Here is a 26,078-nt window from a genome sequence, read left to right as displayed (position 1 = left end):
CCAGCGCATGACAATCCGCACGCTGTTCGCGCTTTTCGCCGCCTTCTCGCTCTGCGCCTGCCCGCCGAAGGAGCCGCTGGCCTCCACCGCTTCGCCTGTTGCCGGGCAATCGCAAACCGGCCTGGTCACCGCTGCCGATCCGCGCGCGGCGGAAGCGGGGATGGACATGCTGCGCATGGGCGGCAACGCCACCGATGCGGCGATTGCCACGATGCTGGCCCTGACCGTGGTGGAGCCGCAATCGAGCGGCATCGGCGGCGGCGGCTTCCTGCTGCTGGGCACGCCGGATGGCAGCGTCACCACTTACGATGGCCGCGAAACCGCGCCATCGGCCGCCGGGCCGGACTGGTTCCTTGGCAGCGACGGCAAGCCGATAGGCTACCGGGAAGTGGTGCTGACCGGTAAAAGCGTCGGCGTCCCCGGCAATATCGCCCTGGCGGCGAAAGCCCATGCCGAGCGCGGCCGTCTGCCCTGGAAGACGCTGTTCCAGCCCGCCATTGCGCTCGCTCGCGACGGCTTCCGGATCAATCCGCGGCTTTACATGTCGCTGGACGCCTACCGCGAACGGGCCGGTAACTCCGCCTTCGGGCGCAACCTCTATTTCGAAGCCGACGGCAGCCCGAAGCCGGTCGGGACGCTGATCGTAAACCCTGAACTGGCAGGCACGTTCGAGGCTATGGCGGAGATGGGCGCGCAGGCATTCTACACCGGTGCGCGCGCAGAAACACTGGCCGAAACCGTCGCCGCAGCCACTCCGGGCGAAGCGCGCATGAGCGCTGCCGATGTCGCGGCCTACCGCGCGAAGGAGCGTGAGACCGTCTGCGGGTCCTATCGCGGGTATCGCATCTGCGGCATGGGCCCGCCATCTTCCGGCGGGATCGCGGTGCTGGCAATGCTTGGCCAGCTGGAGCGCTTCGACCTTGCGGCCATGGGGCCGGATTCGCTGACCTTCTGGCAGCTGTTCGTCGATTCCAAGCGCCTCGCCTACGCCGACCGCGAGCTTTACACCGGCGATGGCGATTTCGTGTCCGTCCCCGTCGCGGGCCTCGTCGAACCCGATTACCTCGCCGCGCGATCGCTGCTGCTGCAGCCGGGCCGCGCGCTGGCCTCTGCCGAGCCGGGCAGCCCGCGCGGCGCACCTGCCCCTGCCGGCGACGGGGATGAACCGCCCGAGAACGGCACGTCGCACTTCGTGGCCGTGGACGGCGAGGGCAACATGGCCAGCTGGACCTCCACCATCGAAGGGGCGTTCGGCAGCGGGCTGATGACCGGCGGCTTCTTCCTGAACAACGAGCTGACCGATTTCAGCTTCTCGCCCGAGGCAGATGGCCTGCCCGTCGCCAACCGGGTGGAAAGCGGCAAACGGCCGCGCAGCTCCATGGCGCCGACGATCATCTATGCACCCGATGGCGAGCCCTTCATGCTGGTGGGCGCAGCAGGCGGGGCGACGATCCCGGTACAGGTCGCGCGCAGCATCATCGGCGTGATCGACTTCGGCCTGCCGCTAGAAGATGCGCTGGGCCTGCCGCTGGTCACCACTTTCAGGGAGACGGTCATCGTGGAGGAGGGCAGCAGCCTGGAGCCGCGCATGGCCGAGCTCTCCGCCATGGGCTTTTCCAACGTGCGCTCCGCCACCCCGCCCTTCCGCGCCGTGGGAGCCATCCGCACGCCCGATGGTTGGGTGGGGGCATACGATCCGCGGCTGAAGGGCGTGCTTGCCATTCCCGACTAGCTTGCCTGCCAAGCCAAGCGTGCCTAAGCCTTGGCGCCATGACAGCCGGACTAACCGGCGATAGCTATGAGAGGAGGCAGCAGGGGTGCAGCTTTCCGATTTCGAAAATGCCACCGACCTTGTGTCGCTGTTCCTTGAGCGGGCAGACGAGCGGGGCGACATGACTTTCCTGGCCGCGAAGAAAGCGGGCAAGTGGGAAAAGACAAGCTGGACCGAGGCCGCAAGGCAGGTCTGCCAGCTGGCCGAGGCGCTGCGCGCCATGGGGCTGCAGGACGGCGACCGGGTGATGCTGGTCAGCGAAAACCGCCCCGAATGGGCAATCGCAGACCTTGCGATCATGGCCGCCGGGTGCATTACCGTGCCGGCCTATGTGACCAATACCGAGCGTGACCACTTGCACATCCTGGAGAACTCCGGTGCGCGGGCGGCCATCGTTTCGACCCAGAAGCTGTCGAAACCGCTCCATCCCGCGATCCTGCAATCGGGAATCGTGGAGCATGTGATCGGCATGGAAGCGCTCGACTGCAGCCAATCCAGCGGCTTCGACTGCCATGTCTGGTCCGACCTCGTGGCGGGCGATGCCGGCGAATCGCGCAAGGCGGTCGAGGCGCGCGCAGAGACAATCCAGCGCACCGATCCGGCGTGCATCATATACACCAGCGGCACCAGCGGCGCTCCGCGCGGCGTGCTGCTGCATCACGGCGCGATCCTGTGCAATGTGGACGGCGCGGCGCATATCCTGGCCAATGATTTCGGCTGGGATGACGAACGCTTCCTGTCCTTCCTCCCGCTGAGCCACGCGCTGGAGCACACTGCCGGGCTTTACCTGCCCATCGGCATGGGCGCGGAAATCTGGTTTGCGGAAGGCCTGGACAAGCTGGGCAGCAATATCGAGGAAGCGCGCCCCACCATCATGGTGGTGGTCCCGCGCCTGTTCGAATTGCTGCGCGGCCGGATGGTCAAGCAGGTGGAAAAGCAGGGCAAACTTGCCAATTTCCTGCTCGGCCAGGCGCTGGGCATGGCGGAGCGCAAGGGCGCAGGCAAATCCGGCCTGCTCGACTGGCCTGTCGCCAAGCTGCTGGACCTGACCCTGCGCCCGAAGGTGCGCGAGAAGTTTGGCGGACGCATGAAGGCGCTCGTTTCCGGCGGCGCGCCGCTTAACCCGGAAGTCGGCAGCTTCTTCGAGAGCATGGGCCTCGTCATGCTGCAGGGATATGGCCAGACCGAAAGCGCGCCTGTCGTCAGCTGTAACCGTCCCGCCGTGGGTATCCGCATGGAAACCGTCGGTGCGCCGATGAAGGACGTCGAGGTGAAGATCGCCGAGGATGGCGAGATCCTGGTGCGCGGTGAGCTGGTGATGCTGGGCTACTGGCAGAACCAGGCCGAAACCGATCGCACGATCAAGGATGGCTGGCTGCATACCGGAGATATCGGCCTGCTGGACGATAAGGGCCGCATCCAGATCACCGACCGCAAGAAGGACATCATCGTCAACGACAAGGGCGACAATATCGCCCCGCAGAAGATCGAAGGCATGCTGACGCTGCAGCCGGAAATCGCGCAGGCGATGGTGAGCGGCGACAAGCGCCCCTATGTCGTCGGGCTGATCGTGCCCGATGCGGACTGGGCGCTGGAATGGTCGCGCCAGAACGGCGAGGAATTCAACCTGAAGGCGCTGCAGGACCTGCCAGCCTTCCGCAGCGCCGTGCGCGCGGCGGTGGACCGGACCAACCAGGACCTGTCGGTGATCGAAAAGGTCCGCCAGTTCTGCTTCGCGGACGAGCCGTTCGACATCGACAACGGTGAGATGACGCCCAGCATGAAGATCCGCCGCGGCCCGATCCGCGAACGCTATGCCAGCCGGATGGACGGGCTTTACCGCGGGTGAGGCCCCGGCACGCCCTGCTCGCCCCGATATTGCTGCTGGCGGGCTGCGCCAGCACGCCGGAGCCGGCCTTGCTTTCCGCACTGGAGGCGGGCTGGGAAGGCGAGCGTGTCTGCGAATTGCTGCATGAGACACCCGGCGACCGCATGCTGCGATGCACATTTGCGCCGGGTGTGGGGCATGAACGCCATTATCATCCGCCGCACTATGGCTACGCATTGAGCGGCGGGACCATGCAAATCACGGATGCCGGCGGCACGCGTGAAGTCCGGCTGGAAACAGGCTCCAGCTATCGCAGCGAGGGAACCGCCTGGCATGAAGTGGTGAATGTGGGCGACACGCCCGTCATCTACCTGATCGTCGAGGAAAAGCCGGACGGCCGCTAAGCGCTGGCCAGAATCCGGTTTAGGCCGCTTCGGCCTCCACCCATTCGGGATAGAAGCATGGCTCGCGCTCGGACCAGCCGGGTGCTGTCGCAGCGGCTTCGCTCAGCGATTGCAGCAGCATCTTGCGCCGCGCGGGGCGGATTTGCGGCAGGGCCGCAGCCCCGCAGAAGATCGCCGGCAGGAAAGGCCGTGCCCGCGCGCCCAGCAGGCGCTCGTAGAGGAAGCGAAAGGCGGAGAAGCTGTCGATCCGCTCCATGGCGAGATCCTGCGCCGCAATCCGCATCAGCGGGGCAACGAAGCTCTCGACACCGTCGATCGCGTTTTCGGACGGCACGCAGTCACGCAGCGTCTTGAGTTCGCGGTATGCCAGATACTGTCCGCGGATCGCCCGCCCGTCGCCGCTTTCGCGCTGCCAGCGCTTGAACGCATCGCCGCGGTTCAGCCCGATATCCAGGCTGCGCTCGATGAACAGCTGTTCGCTTTCGGTGAAGCTGGCGAATTCGCGCAGTTCCGAAATGGTCAGCGATGCAGTCTTCGTTCCGGCCATGAAAGCCCCCTGTGATTACAGGGAGAATGTCACCGAGTTTGGTTAACAAATCGTGCGCGGGGCGAAGCTTTTGTGCATGCCCACATGCGCGCGGCCGTCAGATCAGGCCGGCCAGCGGGCTGGAGGGATCGGCATATTTGCGCGTGGCCATGCGTCCCGACAGATAAGCGTAGCGCCCGGCCTGCACGGCCAGCTTCATGGCGCGCGCCATGCGCAGCGGGTCCTTCGCCTCGGCAATGGCGGTGTTCATCAGCACCCCGTCGCAGCCCAGCTCCATGGCAACGGCCGCGTCGCTGGCCGTCCCGACACCGGCATCGACCAGCACGGGCACTTTCGCACCCTCCACGATCAGGCGGATGGTCACGCGGTTCTGGATGCCCAGCCCGCTGCCGATCGGCGCGCCCAGCGGCATGATGGCCACCGCGCCTGCCTGCTCCAGCTGCTGCGCCGCGATGGGATCGTCCGCGCAATAGACCATCGGCTTGAAGCCTTCATTGGCCAGCGTTTCGGTCGCCTTCAGCGTCTCGCGCATGTCGGGGTATAGCGTGCGCGCCTCGCCCAGCACTTCCAGCTTCACCAGGTCCCAGCCGCCCGCCTCGCGCGCCAGCCGCAGCGTGCGGATGGCCTCATCCGCCGTGAAGCAGCCTGCGGTGTTGGGAAGGTACGTGACCTTCTTCGGGTCGATGTAATCCATCAGCACCGGCTGGCCCGGGTCTGAGATATTCACGCGGCGCACGGCCACGGTCACGATCTCTGCGCCGCTTGCCTCCACGGCAGCCGCGTTCTGGGCAAAGTCCTTGTACTTGCCCGTCCCCACGATCAGCCGAGAGTTGAATGTGTGGCCAGCCACTTCCCAGCTGTCGTCGCCTTGTCCGCCGCCTACGAAATGCACGATCTCCAGCGTATCGCCATCGGCCAGCTGGGTTTCGGCCAGCTGGGAGCGCGGAGCGATCTCGCCATTGCGCTCCACGGCAATTTTCGCCGGATCAAGGCCGATTTCCTGCGCCAGTTGGGCGACAGTGGATGCGGAAGTGCGGCGGGTTTCGCCGTTGACGGTGATGGAAATGGATGCGGACATGCGCCGCAGATAGAGCCTAGCGCGCGCCGCGCAAGTTCAGGAAGTGTCCTGCGGCCACCAACACGACGCCGATAACGGTCAGGACCGCCTCTTCCACACCGTGATCCATCGCCAGCGCACCGCCCATGAACGACAGGCCCGTCATCGCCACGACGAAGGGCTTGCGGCGGCGATGCTTGATCGCGCCCAGGCCAATGGCGATGCCCGCGATAACGGTGGCCACCAGCAGACCAATCTCGTGGAACAGCGGGTTGAGGAAGAACGATCCGCCTGCGCCAACGCTGGCCACCAGCAGCAGGCCGCCAATGCAATGCAGCGCGCACAGCCCCGAAAGGGCGATGCCGACCCGGTCGAGACGCGGGGCCTGGATGGGGGAATCATTCGTCACGCGGGCTAGATATGTGACCATGTAACATTACGCAAGGGCTGGGCGTGTTCGTTCGGTCTTGAAAAAGGCTCGCCTCGCGCGCACCTGTGCCCCCATGGTCGCACATTCCGCCAAGCGCAGCTCGTCCGAAGCCCTGCATGATGCCGGAACCGGGACGGCGCGCCCGCACCTACTGGCCCGCTGGCTGTTCATCGTGGCCGGGCTCGTCATCGCCATCGTGACGGTGGGCGGGATCACCCGGCTGACCGAAAGCGGCCTGTCCATAACTGAATGGAAGCCGTTCCTGGGCGCCCTCCCCCCGATGAACGAGGCGGACTGGCAGGCCGAGTTCGAACTCTACAAGCAGATCCCGGAATATACGCAGATCAACGGGCCGGCCGGGATGGACCTGGCAGCGTTCAAGACAATCTATTTCTGGGAATGGGTGCACCGCCAGATGGGCCGGGTGATCGGCCTGGCGCTGCTGCTGCCCTTCCTGTGGTTCTGGCTGCGCGGCGCGATCCCTGCCGGGTACAAGCTGCGAATCGGCGCGCTGGTCGCGCTGGTTGGCCTGCAGGGCAGCATCGGCTGGTGGATGGTCGCATCCGGGCTGGAAGCGCGGACCGATGTCAGCCACTTCCGCCTGTCCGTGCACCTGCTGACCGCCCTGTTCCTGCTGGGCGGGCTGGTCTGGACGGCGCTGGACCTGCGGCGCTTCGGGCAGCGTCCCGCGCGCTTCACGGGCCTCTCCATCGCTGTGCTGGCGGTGCTGTTCATCCAGCTGCTGCTGGGTGCCTGGGTGGCAGGCCTGAATGCAGGCCTCGCCAGCGACACCTGGCCCGCAATGCAGGGGCAGTTCGTCCCGGAATTCGATACCTCGCGCGGCGCGCTTTGGGCGCTGACGCATGACCCGTTCCTGCTGCACTGGCTGCACCGCTGGTGGGCCTTTGTCGCCCTCGCTGCGCTGATCGTGATTGCGCGCAAGGTGAAGCCGGTGCAGCGCGGTGCATCGATCGCCCTCAATGCCACGGTCGGCGTGCAGGTGATCCTGGGCATCCTGACTGTGCTGAGCGGTGTCGCCATCTGGATTGCGGTGGCACACCAGACGGTCGGCGCCTTGCTGGTGGTCGCCTTCGCCTGGGCCGCGCACGCGCTCGGCCGGCAGGAGTGACCAGGGCCGCCTTCGTCTGGTGCCCCTGTCCCGATGCGGACAGCGCAAGGGTGCTGGCGGATGGCTTGCTGGCCGAAGGCCTGATTGCCTGCGCCAATATCCTGCCCGGAGCCGAGTCGCGATTCGTTTGGCAGGGCGAGGTGCATGCCTCGTCCGAAGCGATCCTCGTACTCAAGACCACCTGTTCGCGGCTGGATGATGCCATCGCACGCCTGACAGCGTTGCATCCATACGACACTCCGGCAGTAAGCGGGTGGCTGGCGGATGCCAGCGCGCAGGTAACGCTGGACTGGCTTTCGGCAATCGGGAAGACTGCCTGATCATGGCCGATCGTCGCAACGCCCTGAAACTAGCCCTCTATGGCGCCTGCGCGCCGCTCTTCGCCATGCGGGCAGCCCCCGCGCTGGCCAAAAGCGCACCGGCAGGGCTGTTCCGGCCACCGATGAGCCCACTTTGCTATACCCGCGCCCTGCACCGCGAGCTGGGGCGCGGCGCGCATATCGAAGTCAGCCGGGCCTTTTCCGTACGCTTTTCCAGCGAGGCCGCCGGATTCCGCCTCGACGGGTCACAGATTTCCGCCGAGGTCGACATGCCGCCCTCCCTGGAAAGCCTCGCCCGGATCGAACGGGAAAGGCGCGAGGACGGGATCTTCCCGATGCAGCTCGACAATGCCGGCGCCATTATCGGCGGGCCGGATTACCGGGCAGACGAAGCCATCGGCCGTGCCATCGGAGTGGTCGAGCAGAAGCTGGCGACCGGCAATTTCGATGGTGCTGACCAGCAGGTGATTTCCGGCATGCTCCAGGCGGCCCACCGGCAGAGCGAAAGCCTGGTGGCCACATTGCCGGTCGACCTCTTCGCGCCGCGCCAGAGGGCGACACATGACAGCCGCAGCGTGAACCTGCCCGGCGGCAGCACCGGCCGGATCGAGGTGTCGTTCGAAGCGCAGGTCGATCCCGAAACGGGCGTGCTGCAAAGCGCGCAGCGCCGCATCGTCACGCGCATCGGGGACAGCGCCCGCGCCACCGTGGAAAGCTGGTCTCTGGCACCGCTTTCGGCCTGACGAAACGGTTGGGGGTATTATTATACCTCCCCGCTGACCCGCCGTTTTGCTTGACTTGCGGCCCCTTACCCATCATTTGGCGCGCTCTTCGCGACCAGGGATCTTCGATTCTGCGGCCGCGATGCATTTTTGCATTACAAGGATTCCAACAGCCATGAAGGCGCTCAGCAAGCAGACCCGGTCGATCAAGCCGGCCGAGGTCGAAAAGAAATGGCACCTGATCGATGCGGAAGGACTGGTCGTCGGCCGCCTTGCATCCATCATCGCCAACATCCTGCGCGGCAAGCACAAGCCGAGCTACACCCCGCACGTCGATTGCGGTGACCACGTCATCGTCATCAATGCCGACAAGGTTGCCTTCACCAGCAACAAGGCGGCCAAGAAGGTCTACTACAAGCACACCGGCTATCCCGGCGGCCTGAAGGAAACGACCGCTGCGAAGGTGCTGGAAGGCCGCTTCCCCGAACGCGTTCTGGAAAAGGCTGTCGAGCGGATGATTCCGCGCGGGCCGCTGGGCCGCGACCAGATGCGCGCCCTGCACCTCTACAATGGCACCGAGCATCCGCATGAGGGCCAGAAGCCCGAGACGCTCGACGTCGCTTCGATGAACCGCAAGAACAAGGTCTCCGCATAATGGCCGAGAATACCGAAACCGTATCCGACCTGTCGGACCTGAAGGATATCGCAGGCGATGCACCGGACGCCGGTGAAACCGCTGTGGAAACGCCGTCCGCGCCGCTGCGCGAGCAGGAACTGGACGGCCAGGGCCGTGCCTATGCCACCGGTCGCCGCAAGGACGCGGTCGCCCGTGTCTGGCTGAAGCCCGGCAAGGGCAAGATCACCGTCAACGGCCGCGACCAGGAAGTGTATTTCGCACGTCCCACCCTGCGCCTGGTGATCAACCAGCCGTTCGCCGTGACCGACCGCGAAGGCCAGTACGACATCGTCGCCACCGTCAAGGGTGGTGGCCTGTCCGGCCAGGCAGGCGCCGTGAAGCACGGCATCTCCCAGGCCCTGACCAAGTACGAGCCCGCCCTGCGTGCCGCCGTGAAGTCCGCCGGCTTCCTGACGCGCGACAGCCGCGTGGTGGAGCGTAAGAAGTACGGCCGTGCCAAGGCACGCCGCAGCTTCCAGTTCTCGAAGCGCTAAGCCTTCAGGACAGACTGTTCATGGAAAGGGCGGCCCGCGGGTCGCCCTTTTCTTTTGCGCCTCAATGCACCGGAGGATCGGTCCGGGGGACCTGGTTCACCGGTGCGACCGGCTCCCCTGCTTCGCGCGGGGGCAGCGCGTTTTCCGGCACGTCGTCGATCATCATGTCGGCCGTTTCGACATCCTGCAGATTGCGCACTTCCACATCCAGCGTCTCGCCATCCCAGCGCAGCAGGTTGAAGCTGGCGGGGGTGGAGCGGGTGCGTTGGCTAAGTGTCCCGGCACCGATCATGCGAATGGGCCCGTGCGCCGTATGCTCCATGATATCGAAGGCGTCGTGGACGTGCCCGCTCAGCACCGCGAGCACGCCGCGCTTCGCCAGCTCGTCCAGCGCTTTCTGGCCATTGCGGGTCAGGGCCGTGCCCTGCGTGCCGACTTCGCGCAGCGGATGGTGCACCGCCACGACGGCGCGATTGCCGGCAGGCACACTGTCCAGCGAGGCAAGGCAGCGTTCCAGCGCCGCATCGGTCACCCAGCCCTTCGACCAGTTCAGCCGGGGCTGCCAGCGCCGCACCGTCTTGAGCGACACGATGGAGAGGCCGGGCAGGTCGAGGTCCCGCTCCACCTTGTCCTCGATCGCGCGGAAGCGCTTGTACGGATCGAAGAACCGTTCGATCGGATTGAAGTACGGCATGTCGTGATTGCCGATCTCCACCGTCACCGGCACGTCCAGCGACAGGATCCAATTGCAGGCCGCATCGAATTCCCGGTGCCGCGCGCGCATGGTCAAATCGCCGGTAATGGCGATGGCGTGCGGGCTGCGCTCGGCAATTTCCTGCTGCACCCAGTCGAGCGCGCGATTGTCCTCCAGGCCGAAGTGGATGTCGGACAGGTGGAAGATCAGGGTCTGCTGGGTCATGTGCCTGTAGCAACCAGCTGCACGGGGCAGCGTTCCAGCGTGAAGAGCTCTGCAGCATCGCCGCTCGCAGGCTCCCCGTCGAAACTCATGTCCATCCCGCCTTCCTCCAGCGAAGCAATCCGCACGCGCCGCGCATGGCCCAGCACCTCGTGCGGACCCTCGCGGAACCGGCGCATCAGTATGGCGAGGCCCTGCTTCGCGTAACCGGCAAAATCCTGCGCGGTATAGGCGACTATCCGCAGGCCGTCCTCGTGCGGTTCCAGCTCAATGACGGGATAGCCCTCCTCGCGGCCGAGCTTCGGATCGGCGCAAGTCACCATCGGGCCATTGACGCTAAGGCCAACTGCATCGCGGGTCTCGTTGGCCAGATCTCCCAGGCTGCCATCCTCCGGGACATCGCGCATGGCCTCGCGCACATGGTACCAGTGTGTGCCCGGCCCGCAGGCAATCGCCACGAGCGATATGCGCGTCCCGTTCCTGACCACGGGCTCGCACGATCGGCGGAAGTCGCCGGCGGCGAAGCGGGCCGCAATCTCCTCGGCGCCGGCGTCCTCGCCATGGAGCCGCGCGCACAGCAGGTTCATCGTCCCGCCGGGTAATGGCAGCAGCGCCCCGTCCCAGCCGGAGAGCGCCTGGATCGCTAGGTTGATCGTCCCGTCGCCCGCAAAGACAGCAAGGCAGTCCAGGCCCTCGTCATCGAGGTCCTTGCCGCCGGGCACGTCATCATCGGGCAATTGGTACGTCTTGGCGACGTCCACCTGCCCACCCTCGAGCACGGCGACCAGCCGCTCCACGGCTTCCTGCGAATAGCTGCCGCTCGCGCTGTTCACGACCAACGCAATGCGCGTGGGGGGAGCCTGCTCGCCAGCCACCTACATTCGTCCCGAGAGGATGGCCCACGCCGTCCCGCAATTGAAGATGGAGTAGATCACATAAGCCCAGCCCCAGCCGGGGAAGCCGTTTGCCGCCAGCAGCATGGCAGCCAGCAGGATCGCGAATTCGAACAGCAGGCTGGCGCGTCCGTCCATGGCGGTGAAGAAGCGCCCGGCCTGCTCCAGCATGGGGTGACCGCTTTCCAGCACGGCGGCGTGCAGCGCGAAATTCACGATGCCAAGAATGAAACAGAGGCCGAGCACGAGCATGCGGCGCAGCATGGCCTATCGCGGACCGAATGCAAGCGGAGCGGCGCTGTCGCTGGTCGGCCCGTGTTGGCGAATCGTCGAGCGGGTGTGGTCTTGCGCGGCGGGCCGGTTAGGCAGGAAATGCGTCCTGCGGCTTACCCCCTACGTCCCGAACCCCCGCCGCGGGACGCAAACCCCCCCGACCAGCCCGAGAGACTCAGCGCCCGGCGATGGCCTTGACCTTACGCAGGTATGTGCGGCCAATGCGAAGCGCCTCGCCGTCCTCCAGCTCCACCGACCAGACGCCCAACCCTTCGTGGCGCAGGCCGCGGATGGCATCGCGCCGCAGGATGGTGGAGCGGTGGATACGCATGAACTTTTCCGGGTCCAGTTTCGCTTCCAGCCCGGCGATGGTCTGCAGCAGCAAGTAGCTGGTGTCGCCGACATGCAGCCGGACATAATCGCGCTCGGCATCGATCCGGTGCACCTGCCCGGCCTCGATCCGCAGCAGTTCGCTGCGATGCGGCACCCAGAATTCGCTGAGCCAGCGCTCGTCCGCCGCCTCGCCCGGATTGCGGCGGGAGGTTGCGCGCCCGATGGCCCGCTCCAGCCGCTCCGCCGCGACAGGCTTCAGGACATAATCGACGGCTTCGAGGTCGAAGGCCTCGACGGCGAAATCCTCATGTGCGGTCACGAAGATGACCGCCGGGGAATTGTCGAATTCCGCCAGCGCGCGGGCGACCTGCAGGCCGTCCATCCCCGGCATCGTCATGTCCAGCAGCACCACGTCGGGTGCAAGCTCGCGAGCCTTCTCGACGCCGCTTTCACCATCGCTTGCTGTATCGACCACCTCGATGGCGTCCAGCTCCCGGCACAGCACCTGCATCCTCTCGATGGCCAGCGGCTCGTCGTCGACGATCAGGGTGCGCAAGGGCTGTCCTCCTGCTTGCGGTGTTTCGGTCATGCCGCCACCACGCGCGGCTCTGCCTTCGGGCGGACACCGGTAAGCGGGATGGTGATGCGGGTAGCGAAGCCCTCTACGCTTGGCCCGCTGGCGATCTGCGCCGCGTCCCCGAAGGACGCCTGCAGCCGGTCGCGCACATTGGCGAGGCCGATGCCGAAGCCGGGGCGCGTCTTGCCCGGGCCTTCCGATACGCCGCCATCATCCGCGACTACGATCACGAGACGGTCGCCTTCCGCATGGGCGGACAGGGTGATCGTCACCTCGCGCTTCACGGGCGCGACGGCATGCTTGACCGAATTCTCGACGATGGGCTGCAACAGCATGCCGGGCATGCGCGCTTCCACCAGGTCCTCGGGAAGGTCGAACACCGCGCGCAGGCGCTTGGGGAAGCGCACGGCCTCGATGTCGAGGTAAAGGCGCTGCAGGTCGAATTCCTCGGCCACGGTCACATCCGCGGTGGGATCGTCGGCCAGGCTGCGGCGATAGAAACGGCTGATCGTCTGGATCATCTTTTCCGCCTCCTTCGCCCGGTCCGTCAGCACCATGGCCGACAGGGAGTTGAAGGTGTTGAACAGGAAATGCGGGTTCACCTGATATCGCAATGACCGCAGCTCGGCCGCGCGCGCCGCCTCGCGCGCCTGCGCCTCGCGCCGTTCCGCCGTGCGGGCCTTCTGGCCAACCAGCATGGCGATATAAAGCGCGCACCAGGTCAGCATCATGAAATACCGCCCGAAGCTTTCTTCGGCGATGCGCAGGCGGGAACGCTCGTTCTCGGACTGGCGCAGCACGACTATGGGCTCACCGCCCGTCTCTTCCGGCATGGCCGTGACGAATGCGCCGGATCGCGGAGGCAGCGAGACCACCAGGTCTCCGTTCTCGTCACGCGAGAGGTCCAGCCCCTGTTCGGCGGCCTTGCGCTGGTTCACCTGGTCCATGATGTCGGAGAAGGCGAGGGCATTGGCCTGCGTCAGCAGCACGGCGGTCGGCATGGCCAGCACCAGTGCGGCGGCAATCTTTGCCCACAGCGGCCTGCGATCGAACAGCCGGAGCATGATCCAGAGCAGGCCGGTGATGCCCACGCCCATCAGCGAGGTCAGCCCGCGGCGCCACAACAGCTCCTGCGAAAAGCCCAGGTCGAGCATTTCCGCACGGATCGTGTTGAGGATGAAATAGCACAGCCAGAGGCCGACGATCGACGCGAAGACGGCGCGCGCGGGGACGCGCGCGGTTTCGGGCCGGCTCCCGCCAAGGGTCTCGTCGCTTGTCATCATGCTGCCATAGACCTCGCAGGGCTTTTCGCGCCATGGCGGCGGTCGAAGCCCGTCCGCTCTTGGTCGAGTGCCCCCTTGCCTCAGCCGAGGAGGTTTTCCTTCGCGATACGGTCCCGCCAGTGCGCCGGGGCCTGCACGTGGACATTGGTCCCCTTGCTGTCGACCGCCACGGTCACGGGCATGTTCTCGACGGTGAATTCGTAGATCGCCTCCATGCCGAGGTCCTCGAAAGCCACGACCTTCGCTTCCTTGATGGCCCGCGCCACGAGGTAAGCCGCGCCGCCTGTTGCCATCAAATAAGCGACCTTGAAGCTGCTGATCACGTCCACCGCATCGGCCCCGCGTTCCGCCTTGCCGATCATCGCGAGGAGGCCCTGGTCCAGCATCATCTGCGTGAATTTGTCCATGCGCGTGGCGGTGGTGGGGCCGGCCGGGCCGACGACTTCGCCCATCACCGGGTCGACCGGGCCGACGTAATAGATGGCGCGGCCCTTGAAGTTGACGGGCAGCTCTTCGCCGGCATCCAGCATGTCCTTGATGCGCTTATGCGCGGCATCGCGCCCGGTCAGCATCTTGCCCGACAGCAGCAGGCGGTCACCCGCCTCCCAGCTTTCCACCTCGGCCTGCGTGAGGTTGCCCAGATCGACGCGCTTCGCCTCTGCATCGGGCTGCCAGTTGACCTTGGGCCAGGCGTCCAGGTCCGGCTTCTCCAGGTAGCTCGGGCCGGAGCCGTCGAGTGTGAAATGCGCATGGCGCGTGGCGGCGCAATTGGGGATCATGCCCACCGGTTTGCCCGCAGCATGGCACGGCCAGTCCAGGATCTTCACGTCGAGCACGGTGGACAGGCCGCCCAGCCCCTGTGCGCCGATGCCCTGCGCATTGACCGCATCGAAGATGTCGATTCGCAGCTGTTCGATGTCACTGCTCGCCCCGCGCGCCTTCAGCTGGGCCATGTCGATCGGGTCCATCAGGCTCTGCTTGGCAAGCTTCAGGCAATGTTCCGCCGTGCCGCCTATGCCGATGCCCAGCATGCCCGGCGGGCACCAGCCTGCGCCCATGCTGGGGATCTGCTCCACCACCCAGTCCACGATATTGTCGGACGGGTTCATCATCTTGAACTTGGACTTGTTCTCGCTGCCCCCGCCCTTGGCCGCGACATCGACGCTGACCGTATTGCCCGGCACCATGTCCACCGACAGGACACAGGGTGTGTTGTCGCGCGTGTTGCGGCGGGTGAAGGCAGGATCGGCCAGGATGCTGGCGCGCAGCTTGTTGTCGGGGTTGGTATAGCCGCGCCGCACCCCTTCATCGACCACGTCCTGCAGGCTCTTGTCGCTGTCCAGCCGGCAATCCTGGCCCCATTTGACAAAGACGTTGACGATGCCGGTGTCCTGGCAGATCGGGCGGTGCCCCTCGGCACACATGCGGCTGTTGGTCAGGATCTGCGCGATGGCATCCTTTGCCGCCGGGCCCTGCTCCGCCTTGTAAGCGTCGCCCAGCGCGCGGATGTAATCCATCGGGTGGTAGTAGCTGATGAACTGCAGCGCATCCGCAACACTCTCGACCAGGTCTTCTTCGCGGATTGTGGTCATGTCGCTCATCGGGTCGATACTCCTGCCGGTCGATTTGGATGCGCGCATAGTAGGGCAAGTCGGCAAAGGTCAAAGGCGCTTGGCGTTGAGGGGCCATGCTCCTAAAGCTCGTCCCCACCAAAAACGCCCGTAACGACGCGAGAAATAATGGCCGACGATAGCAAGACCGCCCGTTTCACCACCGCCCGCAAGGCCATGGTCGACAGCCAGCTGCGCACCAGCGGCGTCAATGCGCCTTTCGTGCTCGCCCGCATGGGCAGCGTCCCGCGCGAGGATTTCGTGCCGGAAGCGCAGGCTGCATTCGCTTACATGGACCGCGCGGTTCCCCTGTCCGGCCGTTCGGCCTTGCCGCCGCCCGTGGTGCAGGGCCGGATGCTGGAAGAAGCCGCCCCCGCCCTGTCCGACGACGTGCTGCTGGTGGATCACGCGCCGTCCTACTTGGCCGAGCTGCTGCGCCCGCTGGTCACCTCCGTCACGGTCATCTCTCCGGAAGACGCGGTTAAGGCATCGCGCAAGCGCACGAAGCACACGCTGCTGATCGTGCATGGCGCAGCCGAACAGCTGCCCGATACGCTGGTGAAGCGGCTCGCCGATGATGGCCGGATCGTGACCGGCCTGTTCGACCGGGGCGTCACCCGCATCGCCATCGGTCGCAAGTCCGACCGCGACGTCGCTTTCTATCCGGTCGCCGAAATGGGCATTCCCGTGCTCGAAGAATTTGCCAAGCCGAAAGCCTGGAGTTTCTGAGCATGATGCGCCGCGCCGCCTCCGTCCTGCTGGCAGCCGGCTGCGCGCTTGGCGCCATGCCTGCGCAGGCCGATACGCTGCGCGACGCGCTGATCGCGGCATACCGCACCAACCCCACGCTGGAAGGTGCCCGGGCCCAGCAACGCGCGACGGACGAAACCGTTGTGATCGAGCGTGCCAACCAGCTGCCCAACGCCAGCGCGACGGCCAATTACAGCGAATTCCTCTACAACAGCGGTGACAATCCCGGCCCTTCGCGCTCCGTCGGCGGGTCGATCAATATCGGCTATCCGATCTTCGATGGCGGCGGGAATCGCAACGCCCTGCGCGCAGCCGAAACGCGCGTGGGCGCCGGACGCGCGGATTTGCGCGGTACGGAAAGCTTCGTCTTCACGCGCACCGTCTCTGCCTACATGGACGTGATCCTGAACGAAGCGATCGTCCGCCTGAACGAGCGCAATGTCTCCGTCCTGACGGTAAATCTCGAAGCCACCAGCGACCGCTTCCAGATCGGCGACCTGACGCGCACCGACGTGGCGCAGTCCGAAGCGCGGCTGGCGCTGGCCCGGGGCGATCTGCGCCAGGCGCAGGCGAACCTGCTGCAGGCGCGCGAGAATTACATCGCCATCGTCGGCATCGCGCCCGACAATCTGCAGCCACCCCCGCCGCTTCCCGGCATGCCGAGCAGCGCGGACGAGGCCGTGCGCGTGGCCCTGCTGAACAATCCGGACCTGCTGGCCGCACGCGAGCGCGCCGATGCGGCGGGTTACGATATCCGCGTGGCGGGATCGACCCGCATGCCGAGCGTCAGCGTCTTCGTCGGCGGCGACTACACCGATTTCGTCGGTTCGGTGCCGACCGCCGCCCAAGCCATCATCGCGAACAATTCCAGCTCGGTGACGGCAGGCGTGCGCGCCACCATCCCGTTGTACCAGGGTGGCCGGCCCGCCGCGCTGGAACGCCAGGCCCAGGCGCGTGCCTCCGCTGCGCAGGAGCAGTTCATCGCGACCGAGCGCGACGTGATCGCCCAGACCCGCTCGGCCTATGCCAGCTGGCAGGCATCGCTTTCCATCATCGCGTCCACTCAGGCTGCGGTCGATGCGGCGGAGCTCAGCCTCGAAGGTGTGCGGGCGGCCAATTCCATCGGCAACCGCACGGTGCTGGATGTGCTGAATGCGGAGCAGGAGTTGCTGCAAGCCCAGGTCCAGCTCGTGACGGCCAAGCGCAACGCTTACGTGTCCGGCTTTGCGCTGCTGGCCATCATGGGCCGCGCCGAAGCGCGCGACCTCGGCCTCGATGCCTACGGCCCGCTGTACGATCCGATCACCAATTACGACCGCTCCAGCGCGGTGCTCTGGGACTGGTCGAGCCGGCCGGACCCCGGCAACCCCAGTCCCGGAACCGTTGACATTCCCGCGCAGGATGGCGAAGTCCGCGGTCAGGGTAACGGGGATTTCGGGTTATGAGGCACGATAGCGAACCTTCGGTCGAGGAGATCCTCGATTCCATCAAGAAGGTGATCGCACGCGACAATCGCGGCCGGGCCGAACAGGCGCGCCGTGTGCGCGAGAACACCGGCATGCCTGCCGGCACTTCCGAGCGCGAACTGATCGAGCCTGCCGATTCGGACGAGGCGGATGAGATCCTCGACCTCGGCACCGATGCCGAACTGCTGGCCGAAGACGAAGCCCCGGGCGGCCTGACCAATCCGCAATCGGCCGAAAGCATGCGCGAATCGCTCGCGGCCCTTGCGATGCTGGCGGAACCCGGCGCGCAGCCGCAGATCGTTCGCTCCGGCGAGACCTCGCTGGAAGGGCTCGTTCGCGAAATGCTGCGCCCGATGCTGGCGCAGTGGCTGGACGACAATCTGCCCGCCACGGTGGACCGCCTGGTGCAGGCCGAAATCGCGCGGATCGCCGGCAAGAAGGGCTGATCCTTGCAAGGCCGGATGGCCGCGCTACAACGCCGTCCATGAAAACACGCACATTCGGCCGCATCTTCGGCCTCTCGCTGGCCTCGGCCTGCACGCTCGCCCTCGCTGCTCCGGTCGCCGCGCAGAATAGCGATCCCCAGCCCATCTCCGCATTGGACCTCGCCACCCTGCCCCGGCTTGGCGGCGTCACAGTGTCGCCGGACGGCAACCGCGCCATCTACAATGTACGCGCAACCGACCGAGAGACCTTCGAGCGCAGCGGCACGTTCTACCTGCTGGACCTCACGCGCCCCGGCTCCGCGCCTGTCGCGCTCACCTTGCCAGCCGATGTGGCGGACCCGCAATTCGGCAGCGACGGCATGGTCTATTTCATGTCCGACCGCCCGGACGGGCCGGATGAAGAAAGCGGCAATCCGCGCGTCTGGCGTATGGCGCTGGCCGAGGACGGCACTCCGGGCGAAGCGAGCGTGGTGCTGGACATCGCTGCACCATTCGACGGCTACGCCCTGTCCCCCACAGGCAACGCCATCGCCATCTGGGGTACGACCGCGCGCGAATGCGAACAGCTCGGCTGCGAGGACGCCGCCGATGCCAATGCCCCCAGCGGCCGCCTGTATGAAGGTGATGCCGGCTTCGTGCGGCACTGGGACAGCTGGGTGAAGCCCGGCAAATACAGCCGCGTTTTCATGTTCGGGCTGGAGGACGGCGTGGCAGTCGGTGACGGCGCGGCGCTCGACGGGCCGCACGATGCGGCAGGCGCACCCACCGGCAACACGCCCACCCGCCCCTTCGGCGGGTCCGAGGACATCGCCTGGGCACCCAACGGACAGAGCGTCTATTTCGTGGCGCGCCAGACGGGCGCCGCCGAACCGATGTCGACCAATCTCGACATCTGGCATTCGCGGATCGACCAGCAGGTCCCCGCCAATATCACGGACGGGAACGAGGCGCTCGACGCCCTTCCCACCCCCTCGCCCGACGGCAAGTGGCTGGCCTACGTCGCCATGGCGCGCCCCGGTTACGAATCGGACCGGCAGGTGATCCACCTGCGCGACACGGCGACGGGCAACGTCCGCGCGCTGACGACCGAATTCGACCGCAGCTTCGGCTCGCTCGCATGGTCGCCCGATTCGCGCTGGATCTACGCCACGGCGCAGGACGTGCTCGACACGCCCGTCTTCCGGATCGATCCGCGCAGCGGGGCGGTGACGAAGCTGGACCTGCTGCCGGGTAACGAAGCGCATATCGGTGATGTCCGCCCGCTGTCCGGCAACCGCCTGCTGTTCCGCCGTGATTCGGTGGCGCACCCGGCGGAGCTGTTCTTGTGGAACGGCAAGGGAGCGGCAACGCGCCTGACCGATGTCGCCTTCTCCCAAACGCAGGCCATGGCGGCGGTCGAAACGACGCGCTTCAAATTCGCAGGGGCCGGCGGCGCGGAGGTCTGGGGCCAGATTCACAAGCCGAGCTGGGCCGAAGGCGAACTGCCCGTGGTGCTCTATGTCCATGGCGGGCCGCAGGGCAGCTTCAACGATGGCTGGTCCACCCGCTGGAATCCGCGCACCGTCGCCAGCCAGGGCTATGCCGTGGTCAGCGTCGATTTCCATGGCTCCACCGGATACGGGCAGGCCTTCACCGACAGCATCAATGCCGACTGGGGCGGGAAGCCGCTGGAAGACCTGCAACTGGGCCTTGCCGCCGCGCTGGAGCTGGATCCACAGATCGACGGGGAGCGCGCCTGCGCCATGGGCGCCAGCTATGGCGGTTACATGATGAACTGGATCGCCGGGAACTGGCCCGACCGGTTCGACTGCCTGGTGCAGCATGACGGCCTGTTCGACATGCGCAGCTTCTATTACACAACCGAGGAACTGTGGTTTCCGCGCTGGGACTTTGGCGGATCCTATGCCGAGCAGAGCGAGCTGTACGAGCGGTGGAACCCGGTGAATTACGTCGACAATTGGAAAACGCCGATGCTGGTGATCGCGGGCGAGCAGGACTTCCGCGTGCCTTACACGCAGGGCATCGCCAGCTTCACCGCCTTGCAGGAACGCGGCGTCCCCAGCCAGCTGCTGGTCTTCCCGGACGAGAACCACTGGGTGCTGAAGCCGAAGAACTCAGTCCAGTGGCATAACACCGTCTTCGACTGGCTGGCCCGCTGGCTGAAGCCGTGAGCGAAAAAAAGCTGGGCAAGGCGGAAAAGGCTTTCGCCAAGATCGGTGGCGGGGCGATGTCCCGCCACATCTTCCTTTGCGCCATTTCGGACAAGCAGAAATGCTGCAAGCGGGCCGAGGGCGAGGCCGCCTGGAAATTCCTGAAGCGGCGCATGAAGGAATTGGGCCTGACCTCCCCCGCCAAAGCGCCCGATGGTATGGTCGTGCAGCGCACGAAGGCCGATTGCCTGCAGGTGTGCGAGGCGGGGCCCATCGCCGTCGTCTGGCCGGACGGGGTCTGGTACCATTCCTGCGATCCGGACGCGCTGGAGCGGATTATCCAGCAGCACCTGATCGGCGGGGAGCCGGTGGAAGACCTGCGCCTGCGTCCGCCGCGAGAGGCCTAGTCGCGCGAATCCTGATCCGGTGTGTCGCCGGACTTGTCTCCGGGCAGCTTCCCATCCAGCGAATTGTCGACCGATTCGTCATGCCCCGTGCCGCTGGACATGAAAATCAGCCCCATCAGGGCTGCGGTCAGCAGCATCATGAAGCCGATGCCCAGCGCGACGGCGATGAAGAAATGGACCGAGACCATGCCGTGCTGGCGATAAAGCAGGAACAGCGCGATCCCGACCGTGGTGACAGTAATCAGGAACATGAAACGCATGAGCCGGCGGAACCTGGCCCAGGCGAAGCTGGCGTTTTGGGGGTCGTCCAGGGGCGATTTGCCGATCATCCCCGCCTGATGGCGCATTGCGGATTTGGCGGCAAGCCGCCTCTGTGGCACATTTGCGTTACACCGCAGCGGAGAAACTCATGGATATCGCCCACCTGATTGCCGATCGCGACCCCGACGCCATCGTTTCCTGCAATACTTCGCATAGCGTGCGCGATGCCGTGAAGCTGCTCGCGGAGAAGCGGATCGGCGCGATCCCGGTGATGCAGGATGGCAGCGTTGCAGGCATCTTCTCCGAACGCGACGTGCTGTACCGACTGGCCGATGAAGGCGCGCTGTGCCTCGACAAGACGGTGGGAGAGGTGATGACCAGCCCGCCCATCACATGCGCGGCGGATATGAGCGCAAACCAGGCGCTGGCCCTGATGACGCGCCGGCGCATTCGCCACCTGCCGGTGGTGGATGGAAGCCAGATGGTCGGTTTCATTTCCATCGGCGATATCGTGAAAGGCCGCATCGACGAGGTGACCGAGGAAGCCGAGCAGATGCGCCAATATATCCAGACCGCTTGAGCGCGGGGCCTGCGCCCCCTATCTCTTGACCATGAGCACCATGGCCCTTTCCCCCTCCGCCGCCGAGCGCGTGCGTCTGATTGCGCAGAAGCAGGGAAAGCCCGCCATCCTGCGGCTGTCCGTCGAAGGCGGTGGCTGTTCCGGCTTCCAGTACAAATTCGACCTGGCCGAGGCGCCGGAAGGTGACGATACGGTCAGCGAAACCGATGGCGCGAAGCTGGTGGTCGATCCGGTGAGCCTGGACCTGGTGGCTGGCAGCATCGTGGATTTCGTCGAATCGCTGGGCGGCGCGGCCTTCCGGGTCGAAAATCCCAACGCGGCTGCCGGTTGCGGTTGCGGTTCCAGCTTCGGCATCTAAGGTCCGCGGCATGCGGATTGCCACCTTCAACATCAATGGCGTGAAAGCGCGCCTGCCCCGCCTGCTGGAATGGCTGGAGGAAACCCGCCCGAAGGTCGCCTGCCTGCAGGAGATCAAGAGCCAGGACGAAGGCTTTCCGGGCGAGGAATTCGAGAAGATCGGCTATCACGCCATCTGGCACGGGCAGAAAAGCTTCAACGGCGTTGCCATCCTGGCCGATGGCGAGGAGCCCGTGGAAATCCAGCGCGGCCTGCCGGGCGATGATGAGGACGAGCAGGCCCGTTATCTGGAAGCCGATGTAGGCGGCGTGCGTGTGGCCAATCTCTACCTGCCCAATGGCAACCCGCAGCCCGGCCCGAAATTTGATTACAAGCTGGCGTGGATGAAGCGCCTGCGTGCCCGCATGGCAGAGCTCGCCGCGCGCGAGCTGCCGACCGTGGTGCTGGGCGACTTCAACGTCATCCCGCATGACCGCGACGTGTGGGCCGTGCGCGCCATGGCGGAGGACGCCCTGATGCAGCCGGAATCGCGCGATGCCTATTTCCGCCTGCTGGGCGATGGCTGGACCGATGCGATCGAAACGCTGAACCCGCGCGGCGGTGTATGGACGTTCTGGGACTACCAGGCCGGTGCCTGGCCGCGCGACCATGGCTTCCGCATCGACCACCTCCTGCTGTCACCCGAAGCGGCCGACCGCTTGCGCGCCGCGGGCGTGGACAAGGAATATCGCGGGCGGGAAAAGGCCAGCGACCACGCCCCCGTCTGGGTGGAACTCGCCGACTGAATCAAAAAGGGCGACCCCGCGGGGCCGCCCTTCCTTGTTTCGATTGCCTGTCAGCTATCAGCGATAGAAAACGTGCGTGCTGATTTTGGCGCGCCGGGTCATCCGGCTCGCCCAGCGCGGCTTCACGTAAGTGGCGTGGAAGTAGAGCGCATCGCCCACTTCGCTTTCCCACAGGCCGCGGTGCGCGATGCGGGCGACCTTGCGGGCGCGGTTCCATGCAGCACCGCTGCGGGGCTCGGGAATGCGACCACCCTTCACGAAGGAGAACTGCGAACGCTGCTTCACGACACTGCAATAGGTGTCGGGGAAACGGCTGCTGTCCGCGCGATTGATGATGACCGTGGCAACAGCCAGCTGGCCGGCAACGGGTTCACCGCGGGATTCGAAATAGACGGCCTTGGCGAGGCACTGCATGTCGGCGCTCATGTCGCCATCATGCGGGACATTTGCCATGACCTCGTTAAGCGAGTTGCCGGCGACCGGGGCTTCCGGCTCGGCGGGCTGCTCGGTTTCGGCAGGGATTTCCTGCACCACCGGCTCTGCCACGAAGCGGACTTCGGGAGCGGGCTCTGCAGCCGGCTCGACCGGGTCCTGGATCTGGGATCCGGCAATCACTGCCGGTTCGGCGGTATCCTGGGCGAAGGCGCCATCGCCCTGCGCCATCGCGTACCATCCCGTGCCAAGAAGGGCCACGGCGAGCGCCGCGGTCCGAAGTTTCGAAACTTTCATCGATCCCTAAACTCTAGGCGGTGAGCGCACTGTCGCAGGATGGCGATCCGGGGCTGTCCAGAGCCCGCTTGGTGGATCGGCATGACCTGCCGGCCACTCCCCGTCTACGCAGCGACCCGCAACGGCAGCATGCCGTGCGTTTCAAAATCGTCCGCGTTGTTGGAAGTTGCCGCCCAAATAGTAGGCTAGGACTAACTGTCAACTAACGGTTCCGTCTCCCGCGACGAACCGTGTTGCATTTTCGACGTCCAGCTCCACGACCCACAAATCGGGGTCCTGCTGCGCCCTGCGACGCCAGAAATCGAAGAAGTCCGCTTTGTTTTCAGGGTCTTCCGTGCGGGCGCATTCGAATGCACGGGTCCCGTCGCGCTGCGGCATCCGCTCCCAGGCGCTGGCATTTGTGCCATTTTCGCAACAAATTACCATGATTGTCCCGGCATCGCGCTCACCCTTGGAAAGGACCGTCGCAAAGCCGCCTGCGGCCTGCACGGCGCGGATCAGGCCGGAAACCTCGATATGTGTGGGGAGCCTCTGGTCGGGCAAGGGCGCCGTCAGGTCCGGTAGCCGGGCAGGCCGCCCAGCGGGATGTTGCTGCGCATGAAGGTGCCCGTACCGCGCCCGATTTCCTCGCCCTCGGCATCGACCAGCCGGGCTTCGGCCACATAGACTCGCCGCTTGCCGCTGATCCACTTGCCCTCGGCCACGACCGGCCCTTCGCGCACCGGCTTGGTGAAGAACAGGTTGAAACCGGTGGTCAGCAGGAAACGGTCCGTGACGAGCGAATTGGCGGCATAGAAGGCCGCATCGTCCAGCATCTTGAAATAGAGCGTCCCATGCGCTGCGCCCGCGGCATGGTGGTGCTCCTCACCGACTTCGAAGCTGATTCGCGCCTCCCCCGGACCCGGCACTTCGAGGCGCGAGCGGAACAGCGCGTTGACGGGCGCGGAGGCATAGAGCGATTCGAGCGCGCGGAAATGGCCTGACTGGCCGATATCTCCGGCGTTCTCAGGCAGCGTCGCGGTCCCCGGCATTGGTAATGAGACCATACAGCACTTCCGGCGTATCCGCCGCTGTCAGGGCATCGCGCATGGCATCGTCGCGCGTCAGGCGCGAAATGGCGGCAAGGGCATGCAGATGCGTTGCCCCGGCATTTTCCGGGGAGACCAGCCCGAAGACGAGGTCCACCGGCATGCCGTCGGCCGCCGCGAAATCCACCGGGCTGTCCAGCTTCAGCAGCACGCCGACCGGGCGCTGCAGCCCGCCGATGCGCGCATGCGGGATGGCAACGCCACGGCCAAAACCGGTGCTGCCCAGGGCCTCGCGTTCGCGCAGGTGGTCGAGCACGTCCTGCAAATCAAGTTCGTATGCGGTCGCGAATCGGGCAGCCAGCAGCTCAAGGATCTCGTCCTTGCTGCCCGCATTGCTCAATGCGACGGCGTCCGCCGTGATCAGGAAGTGCACGTTCATTGCTTCACTCGTTCAAACATTGGCCCGCCATGCGGCGAAAGCCACCTGAAACCCTCAGGTTGTGATTTGATGGCGGGCTGCGGACCCGCCAGAGATCAGGCCGGTTCCACCCAGCCGATCGACCCGTCAGGGCGGCGATAGACCATATTATGCCGCCCGGTTCCAGCATTTTTGAAAAACAGCGCAGTGGTGTTGCGCAAATCGAGCATCATCACCGCGTCAGAAACGCTGGCCTCCGGGATGTCGACGCGGGTTTCGGCAATGATCGGGGGCGCGTCTTCGGCCACTTCCTCTTCGCTGTCGATATCGGCCGTATTGGCGAACACGACATAGGCTGCATCCTCCTCACGCGCGGCGTGGGCGGCCTGTTCGTGGCGATCTTTCAGCCGGCGCTTGTAGCGGCGCAGCTGCTTCTCGATCTTTTCCGCCGCATCGTCGAACGCCTTGTGCGCATCATGCGCATCGCCGCGCGATTTCAGCACGAGTCCGTGGCTGACATGCATGACGATATCGGCGGTGAAGGCGTTGGCGGGAGCTTTCCCGAAAGTGACGTGGGAGGAGATGGCCCGACTGAAATGCTTATCGACGATTGTGCCCAAACGATCCTGCGCATGCTCCTGCAGCGCGGTTCCGGTGTCGACCTGGTGGCCGGATACACGAATGTCCATAAGCTGGTGCTACTCCATCTGTTGCCGTCCGCGATCCCTGACCGGCAGCCTAGGCTGTCCAGAGCGGGGAATCCAATGATTCGAGAAAGGCCTTATGCCGGGCCAGCTCTTCCGGCGATGCGGCGTGCGGGCGGGGCGGGCGGAATTGCCCCGTGCGCGGGACGAAGCGCGCCGTCACGGCCTCCCCCTCATCGCCGCCGTCGCTGCCATCGTCCGCCAGGCCCAGGCCGATCTGCCGGCCGCCGGTCAGTTCGACATAGACCTGCGCCAGCAGTTCGGAATCGAGCAGGGCGCCGTGCAGCGTGCGGTGGCTGCGATCGACGCCGTAACGCGTGCAAAGCGCATCGAGCGAATGCTTGGCGCCGGGGTGCCGCTTGCGCGCAAGGACCAGCGTATCGATCATCCGGTCCAGCGAGATCGCCTCGAACCCGCAATTCTCAAGCTCGAAATTCAGGAAGTTGAAGTCGAACTGCGCATTGTTCGCCACCAGCGGTGCATCGCCGAGAAACTCAAGCAATTCGCGCGCCATTTCCGCGAAAGGCGGCTTGTCCGCCAGGAAGCTGTCGGAAATGCCATGAATCTTCTCGGCCTCGGCCGGCATCGGCATGCCGGGGTTGTAATAGGCGTGATAGGTCTGGCCCGTGGCCACGCGGTTGACCATTTCAATGCAGCCGATCTCCACCATCCGGTCGCCTTTCCTGGGGTCCAGGCCGGTGGTTTCGGTGTCGAATATGATCTCGCGCATGAGC

Annotated in this window: 32 protein-coding genes; 16 read left to right on the top strand and 16 right to left on the bottom strand. The window is 65.6% G+C overall.

Annotated features, from left to right (window positions below):
• Window positions 1-7 precede the first annotated feature (7 nt).
• The 3 genes from ggt (at window position 8) to A6F65_RS13150 (ending at window position 4,003) form a co-directional block, all read left to right on the top strand.
• Window positions 8-1,732 (top strand): gamma-glutamyltransferase, encoded by a 1,725-nt coding sequence (gene ggt / locus A6F65_RS02305; protein WP_067785513.1) that lies wholly within the window; start codon window positions 8-10, stop codon window positions 1,730-1,732.
• Window positions 1,733-1,817: 85 nt separating this feature from the next.
• Window positions 1,818-3,620 (top strand): AMP-dependent synthetase/ligase, encoded by a 1,803-nt coding sequence (locus A6F65_RS02300; protein WP_067785510.1) that lies wholly within the window; start codon window positions 1,818-1,820, stop codon window positions 3,618-3,620.
• Window positions 3,617-4,003: a cupin domain-containing protein gene (locus tag A6F65_RS13150; protein ID WP_067785507.1), complete on the top strand. Its 387-nt coding sequence runs from the start codon at window positions 3,617-3,619 to the stop codon at window positions 4,001-4,003. Before A6F65_RS02300 ends, A6F65_RS13150 begins: the two co-directional genes overlap by 4 nt.
• A 19-nt stretch (window positions 4,004-4,022) precedes the next feature.
• On the opposite strand, the gene A6F65_RS02290 is transcribed toward A6F65_RS13150, so the two are convergent.
• From A6F65_RS02290 to A6F65_RS02280, 3 genes are all read right to left on the bottom strand, one after another.
• Window positions 4,023-4,550, bottom strand: coding sequence for a hypothetical protein (locus tag A6F65_RS02290; RefSeq protein WP_067785504.1), 528 nt, complete (start codon window positions 4,548-4,550; stop codon window positions 4,023-4,025).
• A 97-nt stretch (window positions 4,551-4,647) separates the two neighbouring features.
• Window positions 4,648-5,628 (bottom strand): sulfur carrier protein ThiS, encoded by a 981-nt coding sequence (thiS, locus tag A6F65_RS02285; protein ID WP_083989156.1) that lies wholly within the window; start codon window positions 5,626-5,628, stop codon window positions 4,648-4,650.
• 16 nt (window positions 5,629-5,644) lie between these two features.
• On the bottom strand, window positions 5,645-6,016 hold the full coding sequence (locus tag A6F65_RS02280) for a MerC domain-containing protein (protein WP_237164856.1): 372 nt from the start codon (window positions 6,014-6,016) through the stop codon (window positions 5,645-5,647).
• A 94-nt stretch (window positions 6,017-6,110) separates the two neighbouring features.
• On the opposite strand from A6F65_RS02280, the gene A6F65_RS02275 reads away from it, so the two are divergent.
• The 5 genes from A6F65_RS02275 to rpsI all read left to right on the top strand — a co-directional run bounded on the left by A6F65_RS02275 (window position 6,111) and on the right by rpsI (window position 9,378).
• On the top strand, window positions 6,111-7,166 hold the full coding sequence (locus A6F65_RS02275) for a COX15/CtaA family protein (RefSeq protein ID WP_083989155.1): 1,056 nt from the start codon (window positions 6,111-6,113) through the stop codon (window positions 7,164-7,166).
• Complete coding sequence (gene cutA / locus A6F65_RS02270; RefSeq protein ID WP_067785498.1) at window positions 7,163-7,486, top strand: divalent-cation tolerance protein CutA; 324 nt, start codon at window positions 7,163-7,165, stop codon at window positions 7,484-7,486. The genes A6F65_RS02275 and cutA overlap by 4 nt, the downstream gene beginning before the upstream one ends.
• 2 nt (window positions 7,487-7,488) lie before the next feature.
• The gene (locus A6F65_RS02265; RefSeq protein ID WP_067785495.1) at window positions 7,489-8,229 is read left to right on the top strand and encodes a hypothetical protein; all 741 of its coding nucleotides are present in this window, start codon (window positions 7,489-7,491) and stop codon (window positions 8,227-8,229) included.
• Window positions 8,230-8,383: 154 nt separating this feature from the next.
• Window positions 8,384-8,863 (top strand): 50S ribosomal protein L13, encoded by a 480-nt coding sequence (rplM, locus tag A6F65_RS02260; protein WP_067785492.1) that lies wholly within the window; start codon window positions 8,384-8,386, stop codon window positions 8,861-8,863.
• The gene (rpsI, locus tag A6F65_RS02255) at window positions 8,863-9,378 is read left to right on the top strand and encodes a 30S ribosomal protein S9 (protein WP_067785489.1); all 516 of its coding nucleotides are present in this window, start codon (window positions 8,863-8,865) and stop codon (window positions 9,376-9,378) included. The genes rplM and rpsI overlap by 1 nt, the downstream gene beginning before the upstream one ends.
• Window positions 9,379-9,439: 61 nt before the next feature.
• On the opposite strand, the gene A6F65_RS02250 is transcribed toward rpsI, so the two are convergent.
• The 6 genes from A6F65_RS02250 to A6F65_RS02225 all read right to left on the bottom strand — a co-directional run bounded on the left by A6F65_RS02250 (window position 9,440) and on the right by A6F65_RS02225 (window position 15,254).
• A complete protein-coding gene (locus tag A6F65_RS02250; RefSeq protein ID WP_067785486.1) occupies window positions 9,440-10,297 on the bottom strand; it encodes a metallophosphoesterase family protein in 858 nt (285 codons plus the stop codon).
• Window positions 10,294-11,127, bottom strand: a complete 834-nt coding sequence (locus A6F65_RS02245; RefSeq protein ID WP_237164855.1) for a diacylglycerol kinase family protein — start codon at window positions 11,125-11,127, stop codon at window positions 10,294-10,296. Before A6F65_RS02245 ends, A6F65_RS02250 begins: the two co-directional genes overlap by 4 nt.
• 42 nt (window positions 11,128-11,169) lie before the next feature.
• Complete coding sequence (locus A6F65_RS02240; protein ID WP_067789770.1) at window positions 11,170-11,439, bottom strand: hypothetical protein; 270 nt, start codon at window positions 11,437-11,439, stop codon at window positions 11,170-11,172.
• Between the two features lie 196 nt (window positions 11,440-11,635).
• Window positions 11,636-12,382, bottom strand: a complete 747-nt coding sequence (locus A6F65_RS02235) for a LytR/AlgR family response regulator transcription factor (RefSeq protein WP_067785483.1) — start codon at window positions 12,380-12,382, stop codon at window positions 11,636-11,638.
• On the bottom strand, window positions 12,379-13,650 hold the full coding sequence (locus tag A6F65_RS02230; protein ID WP_067789765.1) for a sensor histidine kinase: 1,272 nt from the start codon (window positions 13,648-13,650) through the stop codon (window positions 12,379-12,381). The genes A6F65_RS02235 and A6F65_RS02230 overlap by 4 nt, the downstream gene beginning before the upstream one ends.
• Before the next feature lie 83 nt (window positions 13,651-13,733).
• Complete coding sequence (locus A6F65_RS02225; protein WP_083989153.1) at window positions 13,734-15,254, bottom strand: fumarate hydratase; 1,521 nt, start codon at window positions 15,252-15,254, stop codon at window positions 13,734-13,736.
• A gap of 138 nt (window positions 15,255-15,392) precedes the next feature.
• Between A6F65_RS02225 and A6F65_RS02220 the strand changes: the two genes are divergently transcribed.
• Genes A6F65_RS02220 through A6F65_RS02200 form a run of 5 tightly spaced genes read left to right on the top strand, consistent with a single transcriptional unit; the run spans window position 15,393 to window position 20,482 of the window.
• Window positions 15,393-15,992 (top strand): protein-L-isoaspartate O-methyltransferase family protein, encoded by a 600-nt coding sequence (locus A6F65_RS02220; RefSeq protein ID WP_067785477.1) that lies wholly within the window; start codon window positions 15,393-15,395, stop codon window positions 15,990-15,992.
• 2 nt (window positions 15,993-15,994) lie between these two features.
• Window positions 15,995-17,458 carry a TolC family outer membrane protein gene (locus A6F65_RS02215; RefSeq protein WP_335645332.1) on the top strand — a complete coding sequence of 488 codons (1,464 nt, stop codon included), beginning with the start codon at window positions 15,995-15,997 and terminating at the stop codon, window positions 17,456-17,458.
• The gene (locus A6F65_RS02210; RefSeq protein ID WP_067785474.1) at window positions 17,455-17,925 is read left to right on the top strand and encodes a DUF2497 domain-containing protein; all 471 of its coding nucleotides are present in this window, start codon (window positions 17,455-17,457) and stop codon (window positions 17,923-17,925) included. The genes A6F65_RS02215 and A6F65_RS02210 overlap by 4 nt, the downstream gene beginning before the upstream one ends.
• Window positions 17,926-17,963: 38 nt before the next feature.
• Window positions 17,964-20,096, top strand: a complete 2,133-nt coding sequence (locus A6F65_RS02205; RefSeq protein WP_067785471.1) for a S9 family peptidase — start codon at window positions 17,964-17,966, stop codon at window positions 20,094-20,096.
• Window positions 20,093-20,482, top strand: coding sequence for a (2Fe-2S) ferredoxin domain-containing protein (locus A6F65_RS02200; RefSeq protein WP_067785468.1), 390 nt, complete (start codon window positions 20,093-20,095; stop codon window positions 20,480-20,482). Before A6F65_RS02205 ends, A6F65_RS02200 begins: the two co-directional genes overlap by 4 nt.
• On the opposite strand, the gene A6F65_RS02195 is transcribed toward A6F65_RS02200, so the two are convergent.
• Entirely contained in the window at window positions 20,479-20,733 is a 255-nt protein-coding gene (locus tag A6F65_RS02195) for a hypothetical protein (protein ID WP_335645331.1), read from the bottom strand. The genes A6F65_RS02200 and A6F65_RS02195 overlap by 4 nt on opposite strands.
• A gap of 158 nt (window positions 20,734-20,891) precedes the next feature.
• On the opposite strand from A6F65_RS02195, the gene A6F65_RS02190 reads away from it, so the two are divergent.
• Genes A6F65_RS02190 through xth form a run of 3 tightly spaced genes read left to right on the top strand, consistent with a single transcriptional unit; the run spans window position 20,892 to window position 22,465 of the window.
• Window positions 20,892-21,323, top strand: a complete 432-nt coding sequence (locus tag A6F65_RS02190; RefSeq protein ID WP_067785462.1) for a CBS domain-containing protein — start codon at window positions 20,892-20,894, stop codon at window positions 21,321-21,323.
• A gap of 31 nt (window positions 21,324-21,354) precedes the next feature.
• The gene (locus A6F65_RS02185) at window positions 21,355-21,681 is read left to right on the top strand and encodes a HesB/IscA family protein (protein ID WP_067785459.1); all 327 of its coding nucleotides are present in this window, start codon (window positions 21,355-21,357) and stop codon (window positions 21,679-21,681) included.
• Window positions 21,682-21,691: 10 nt separating this feature from the next.
• A complete protein-coding gene (xth, locus tag A6F65_RS02180; protein WP_067785456.1) occupies window positions 21,692-22,465 on the top strand; it encodes an exodeoxyribonuclease III in 774 nt (257 codons plus the stop codon).
• Window positions 22,466-22,522: 57 nt separating this feature from the next.
• Here xth and A6F65_RS02175 read toward each other — a convergent pair whose 3' ends face one another.
• The 6 genes from A6F65_RS02175 to dnaQ all read right to left on the bottom strand — a co-directional run bounded on the left by A6F65_RS02175 (window position 22,523) and on the right by dnaQ (window position 26,074).
• Window positions 22,523-23,194 (bottom strand): cell wall hydrolase, encoded by a 672-nt coding sequence (locus A6F65_RS02175; RefSeq protein ID WP_067785453.1) that lies wholly within the window; start codon window positions 23,192-23,194, stop codon window positions 22,523-22,525.
• A 198-nt stretch (window positions 23,195-23,392) separates the two neighbouring features.
• A complete protein-coding gene (locus tag A6F65_RS02170) occupies window positions 23,393-23,737 on the bottom strand; it encodes a DUF1491 family protein (RefSeq protein ID WP_067785451.1) in 345 nt (114 codons plus the stop codon).
• 8 nt (window positions 23,738-23,745) lie between these two features.
• Window positions 23,746-24,225 carry a PaaI family thioesterase gene (locus tag A6F65_RS02165; protein WP_067785448.1) on the bottom strand — a complete coding sequence of 160 codons (480 nt, stop codon included), beginning with the start codon at window positions 24,223-24,225 and terminating at the stop codon, window positions 23,746-23,748.
• Window positions 24,200-24,661: a PTS sugar transporter subunit IIA gene (locus tag A6F65_RS02160; protein WP_067785445.1), complete on the bottom strand. Its 462-nt coding sequence runs from the start codon at window positions 24,659-24,661 to the stop codon at window positions 24,200-24,202. Before A6F65_RS02160 ends, A6F65_RS02165 begins: the two co-directional genes overlap by 26 nt.
• 95 nt (window positions 24,662-24,756) lie before the next feature.
• A complete protein-coding gene (gene hpf / locus A6F65_RS02155; RefSeq protein WP_067785442.1) occupies window positions 24,757-25,329 on the bottom strand; it encodes a ribosome hibernation-promoting factor, HPF/YfiA family in 573 nt (190 codons plus the stop codon).
• 49 nt (window positions 25,330-25,378) lie between these two features.
• Window positions 25,379-26,074, bottom strand: a complete 696-nt coding sequence (dnaQ, locus tag A6F65_RS02150; RefSeq protein ID WP_067785439.1) for a DNA polymerase III subunit epsilon — start codon at window positions 26,072-26,074, stop codon at window positions 25,379-25,381.
• Window positions 26,075-26,078: the final 4 nt, after the last annotated feature.

It is taken from the genome of Paraurantiacibacter namhicola (genome assembly GCF_001687545.1).
Classification (GTDB): Bacteria; Pseudomonadota; Alphaproteobacteria; order Sphingomonadales; family Sphingomonadaceae; genus Paraurantiacibacter; species Paraurantiacibacter namhicola.
The sequence above is the reverse complement of the archived record's forward strand: the minus strand, read 5'-3'. Positions and strand labels throughout refer to the sequence as shown.

Bases quoted from the DNA above. Each gene is read 5' to 3' on its own strand.
- hpf (WP_067785442.1), bottom strand. From the start codon at position 25,329: ATGGACATTCGTGTATCCGGCCACCAGGTCGACACCGGAACCGCGCTG.
- A6F65_RS02230 (WP_067789765.1), bottom strand. From the start codon at position 13,650: ATGACAAGCGACGAGACCCTTGGCGGGAGCCGGCCCGAAACCGCGCGC.
- A6F65_RS02175 (WP_067785453.1), bottom strand. From the start codon at position 23,194: ATGAAAGTTTCGAAACTTCGGACCGCGGCGCTCGCCGTGGCCCTTCTT.
- A6F65_RS02195 (WP_335645331.1), bottom strand. From the start codon at position 20,733: ATGTTCCTGATTACTGTCACCACGGTCGGGATCGCGCTGTTCCTGCTT.
- A6F65_RS02205 (WP_067785471.1), top strand. From the start codon at position 17,964: ATGAAAACACGCACATTCGGCCGCATCTTCGGCCTCTCGCTGGCCTCG.
- A6F65_RS02275 (WP_083989155.1), top strand. From the start codon at position 6,111: ATGGTCGCACATTCCGCCAAGCGCAGCTCGTCCGAAGCCCTGCATGAT.
- A6F65_RS02185 (WP_067785459.1), top strand. From the start codon at position 21,355: ATGAGCACCATGGCCCTTTCCCCCTCCGCCGCCGAGCGCGTGCGTCTG.
- A6F65_RS02165 (WP_067785448.1), bottom strand. From the start codon at position 24,225: ATGCCGGGGACCGCGACGCTGCCTGAGAACGCCGGAGATATCGGCCAG.
- rplM (WP_067785492.1), top strand. From the start codon at position 8,384: ATGAAGGCGCTCAGCAAGCAGACCCGGTCGATCAAGCCGGCCGAGGTC.
- A6F65_RS02250 (WP_067785486.1), bottom strand. From the start codon at position 10,297: ATGACCCAGCAGACCCTGATCTTCCACCTGTCCGACATCCACTTCGGC.
- A6F65_RS02210 (WP_067785474.1), top strand. From the start codon at position 17,455: ATGAGGCACGATAGCGAACCTTCGGTCGAGGAGATCCTCGATTCCATC.
- A6F65_RS02225 (WP_083989153.1), bottom strand. From the start codon at position 15,254: ATGAGCGACATGACCACAATCCGCGAAGAAGACCTGGTCGAGAGTGTT.
- xth (WP_067785456.1), top strand. From the start codon at position 21,692: ATGCGGATTGCCACCTTCAACATCAATGGCGTGAAAGCGCGCCTGCCC.
- rpsI (WP_067785489.1), top strand. From the start codon at position 8,863: ATGGCCGAGAATACCGAAACCGTATCCGACCTGTCGGACCTGAAGGAT.
- A6F65_RS02160 (WP_067785445.1), bottom strand. From the start codon at position 24,661: ATGAACGTGCACTTCCTGATCACGGCGGACGCCGTCGCATTGAGCAAT.
- A6F65_RS02240 (WP_067789770.1), bottom strand. From the start codon at position 11,439: ATGCTCGTGCTCGGCCTCTGTTTCATTCTTGGCATCGTGAATTTCGCG.
- A6F65_RS02235 (WP_067785483.1), bottom strand. From the start codon at position 12,382: ATGACCGAAACACCGCAAGCAGGAGGACAGCCCTTGCGCACCCTGATC.
- A6F65_RS02265 (WP_067785495.1), top strand. From the start codon at position 7,489: ATGGCCGATCGTCGCAACGCCCTGAAACTAGCCCTCTATGGCGCCTGC.
- A6F65_RS02220 (WP_067785477.1), top strand. From the start codon at position 15,393: ATGGCCGACGATAGCAAGACCGCCCGTTTCACCACCGCCCGCAAGGCC.
- dnaQ (WP_067785439.1), bottom strand. From the start codon at position 26,074: ATGCGCGAGATCATATTCGACACCGAAACCACCGGCCTGGACCCCAGG.
- ggt (WP_067785513.1), top strand. From the start codon at position 8: ATGACAATCCGCACGCTGTTCGCGCTTTTCGCCGCCTTCTCGCTCTGC.
- thiS (WP_083989156.1), bottom strand. From the start codon at position 5,628: ATGTCCGCATCCATTTCCATCACCGTCAACGGCGAAACCCGCCGCACT.
- A6F65_RS02290 (WP_067785504.1), bottom strand. From the start codon at position 4,550: ATGGCCGGAACGAAGACTGCATCGCTGACCATTTCGGAACTGCGCGAA.
- A6F65_RS02215 (WP_335645332.1), top strand. From the start codon at position 15,995: ATGATGCGCCGCGCCGCCTCCGTCCTGCTGGCAGCCGGCTGCGCGCTT.
- A6F65_RS02190 (WP_067785462.1), top strand. From the start codon at position 20,892: ATGGATATCGCCCACCTGATTGCCGATCGCGACCCCGACGCCATCGTT.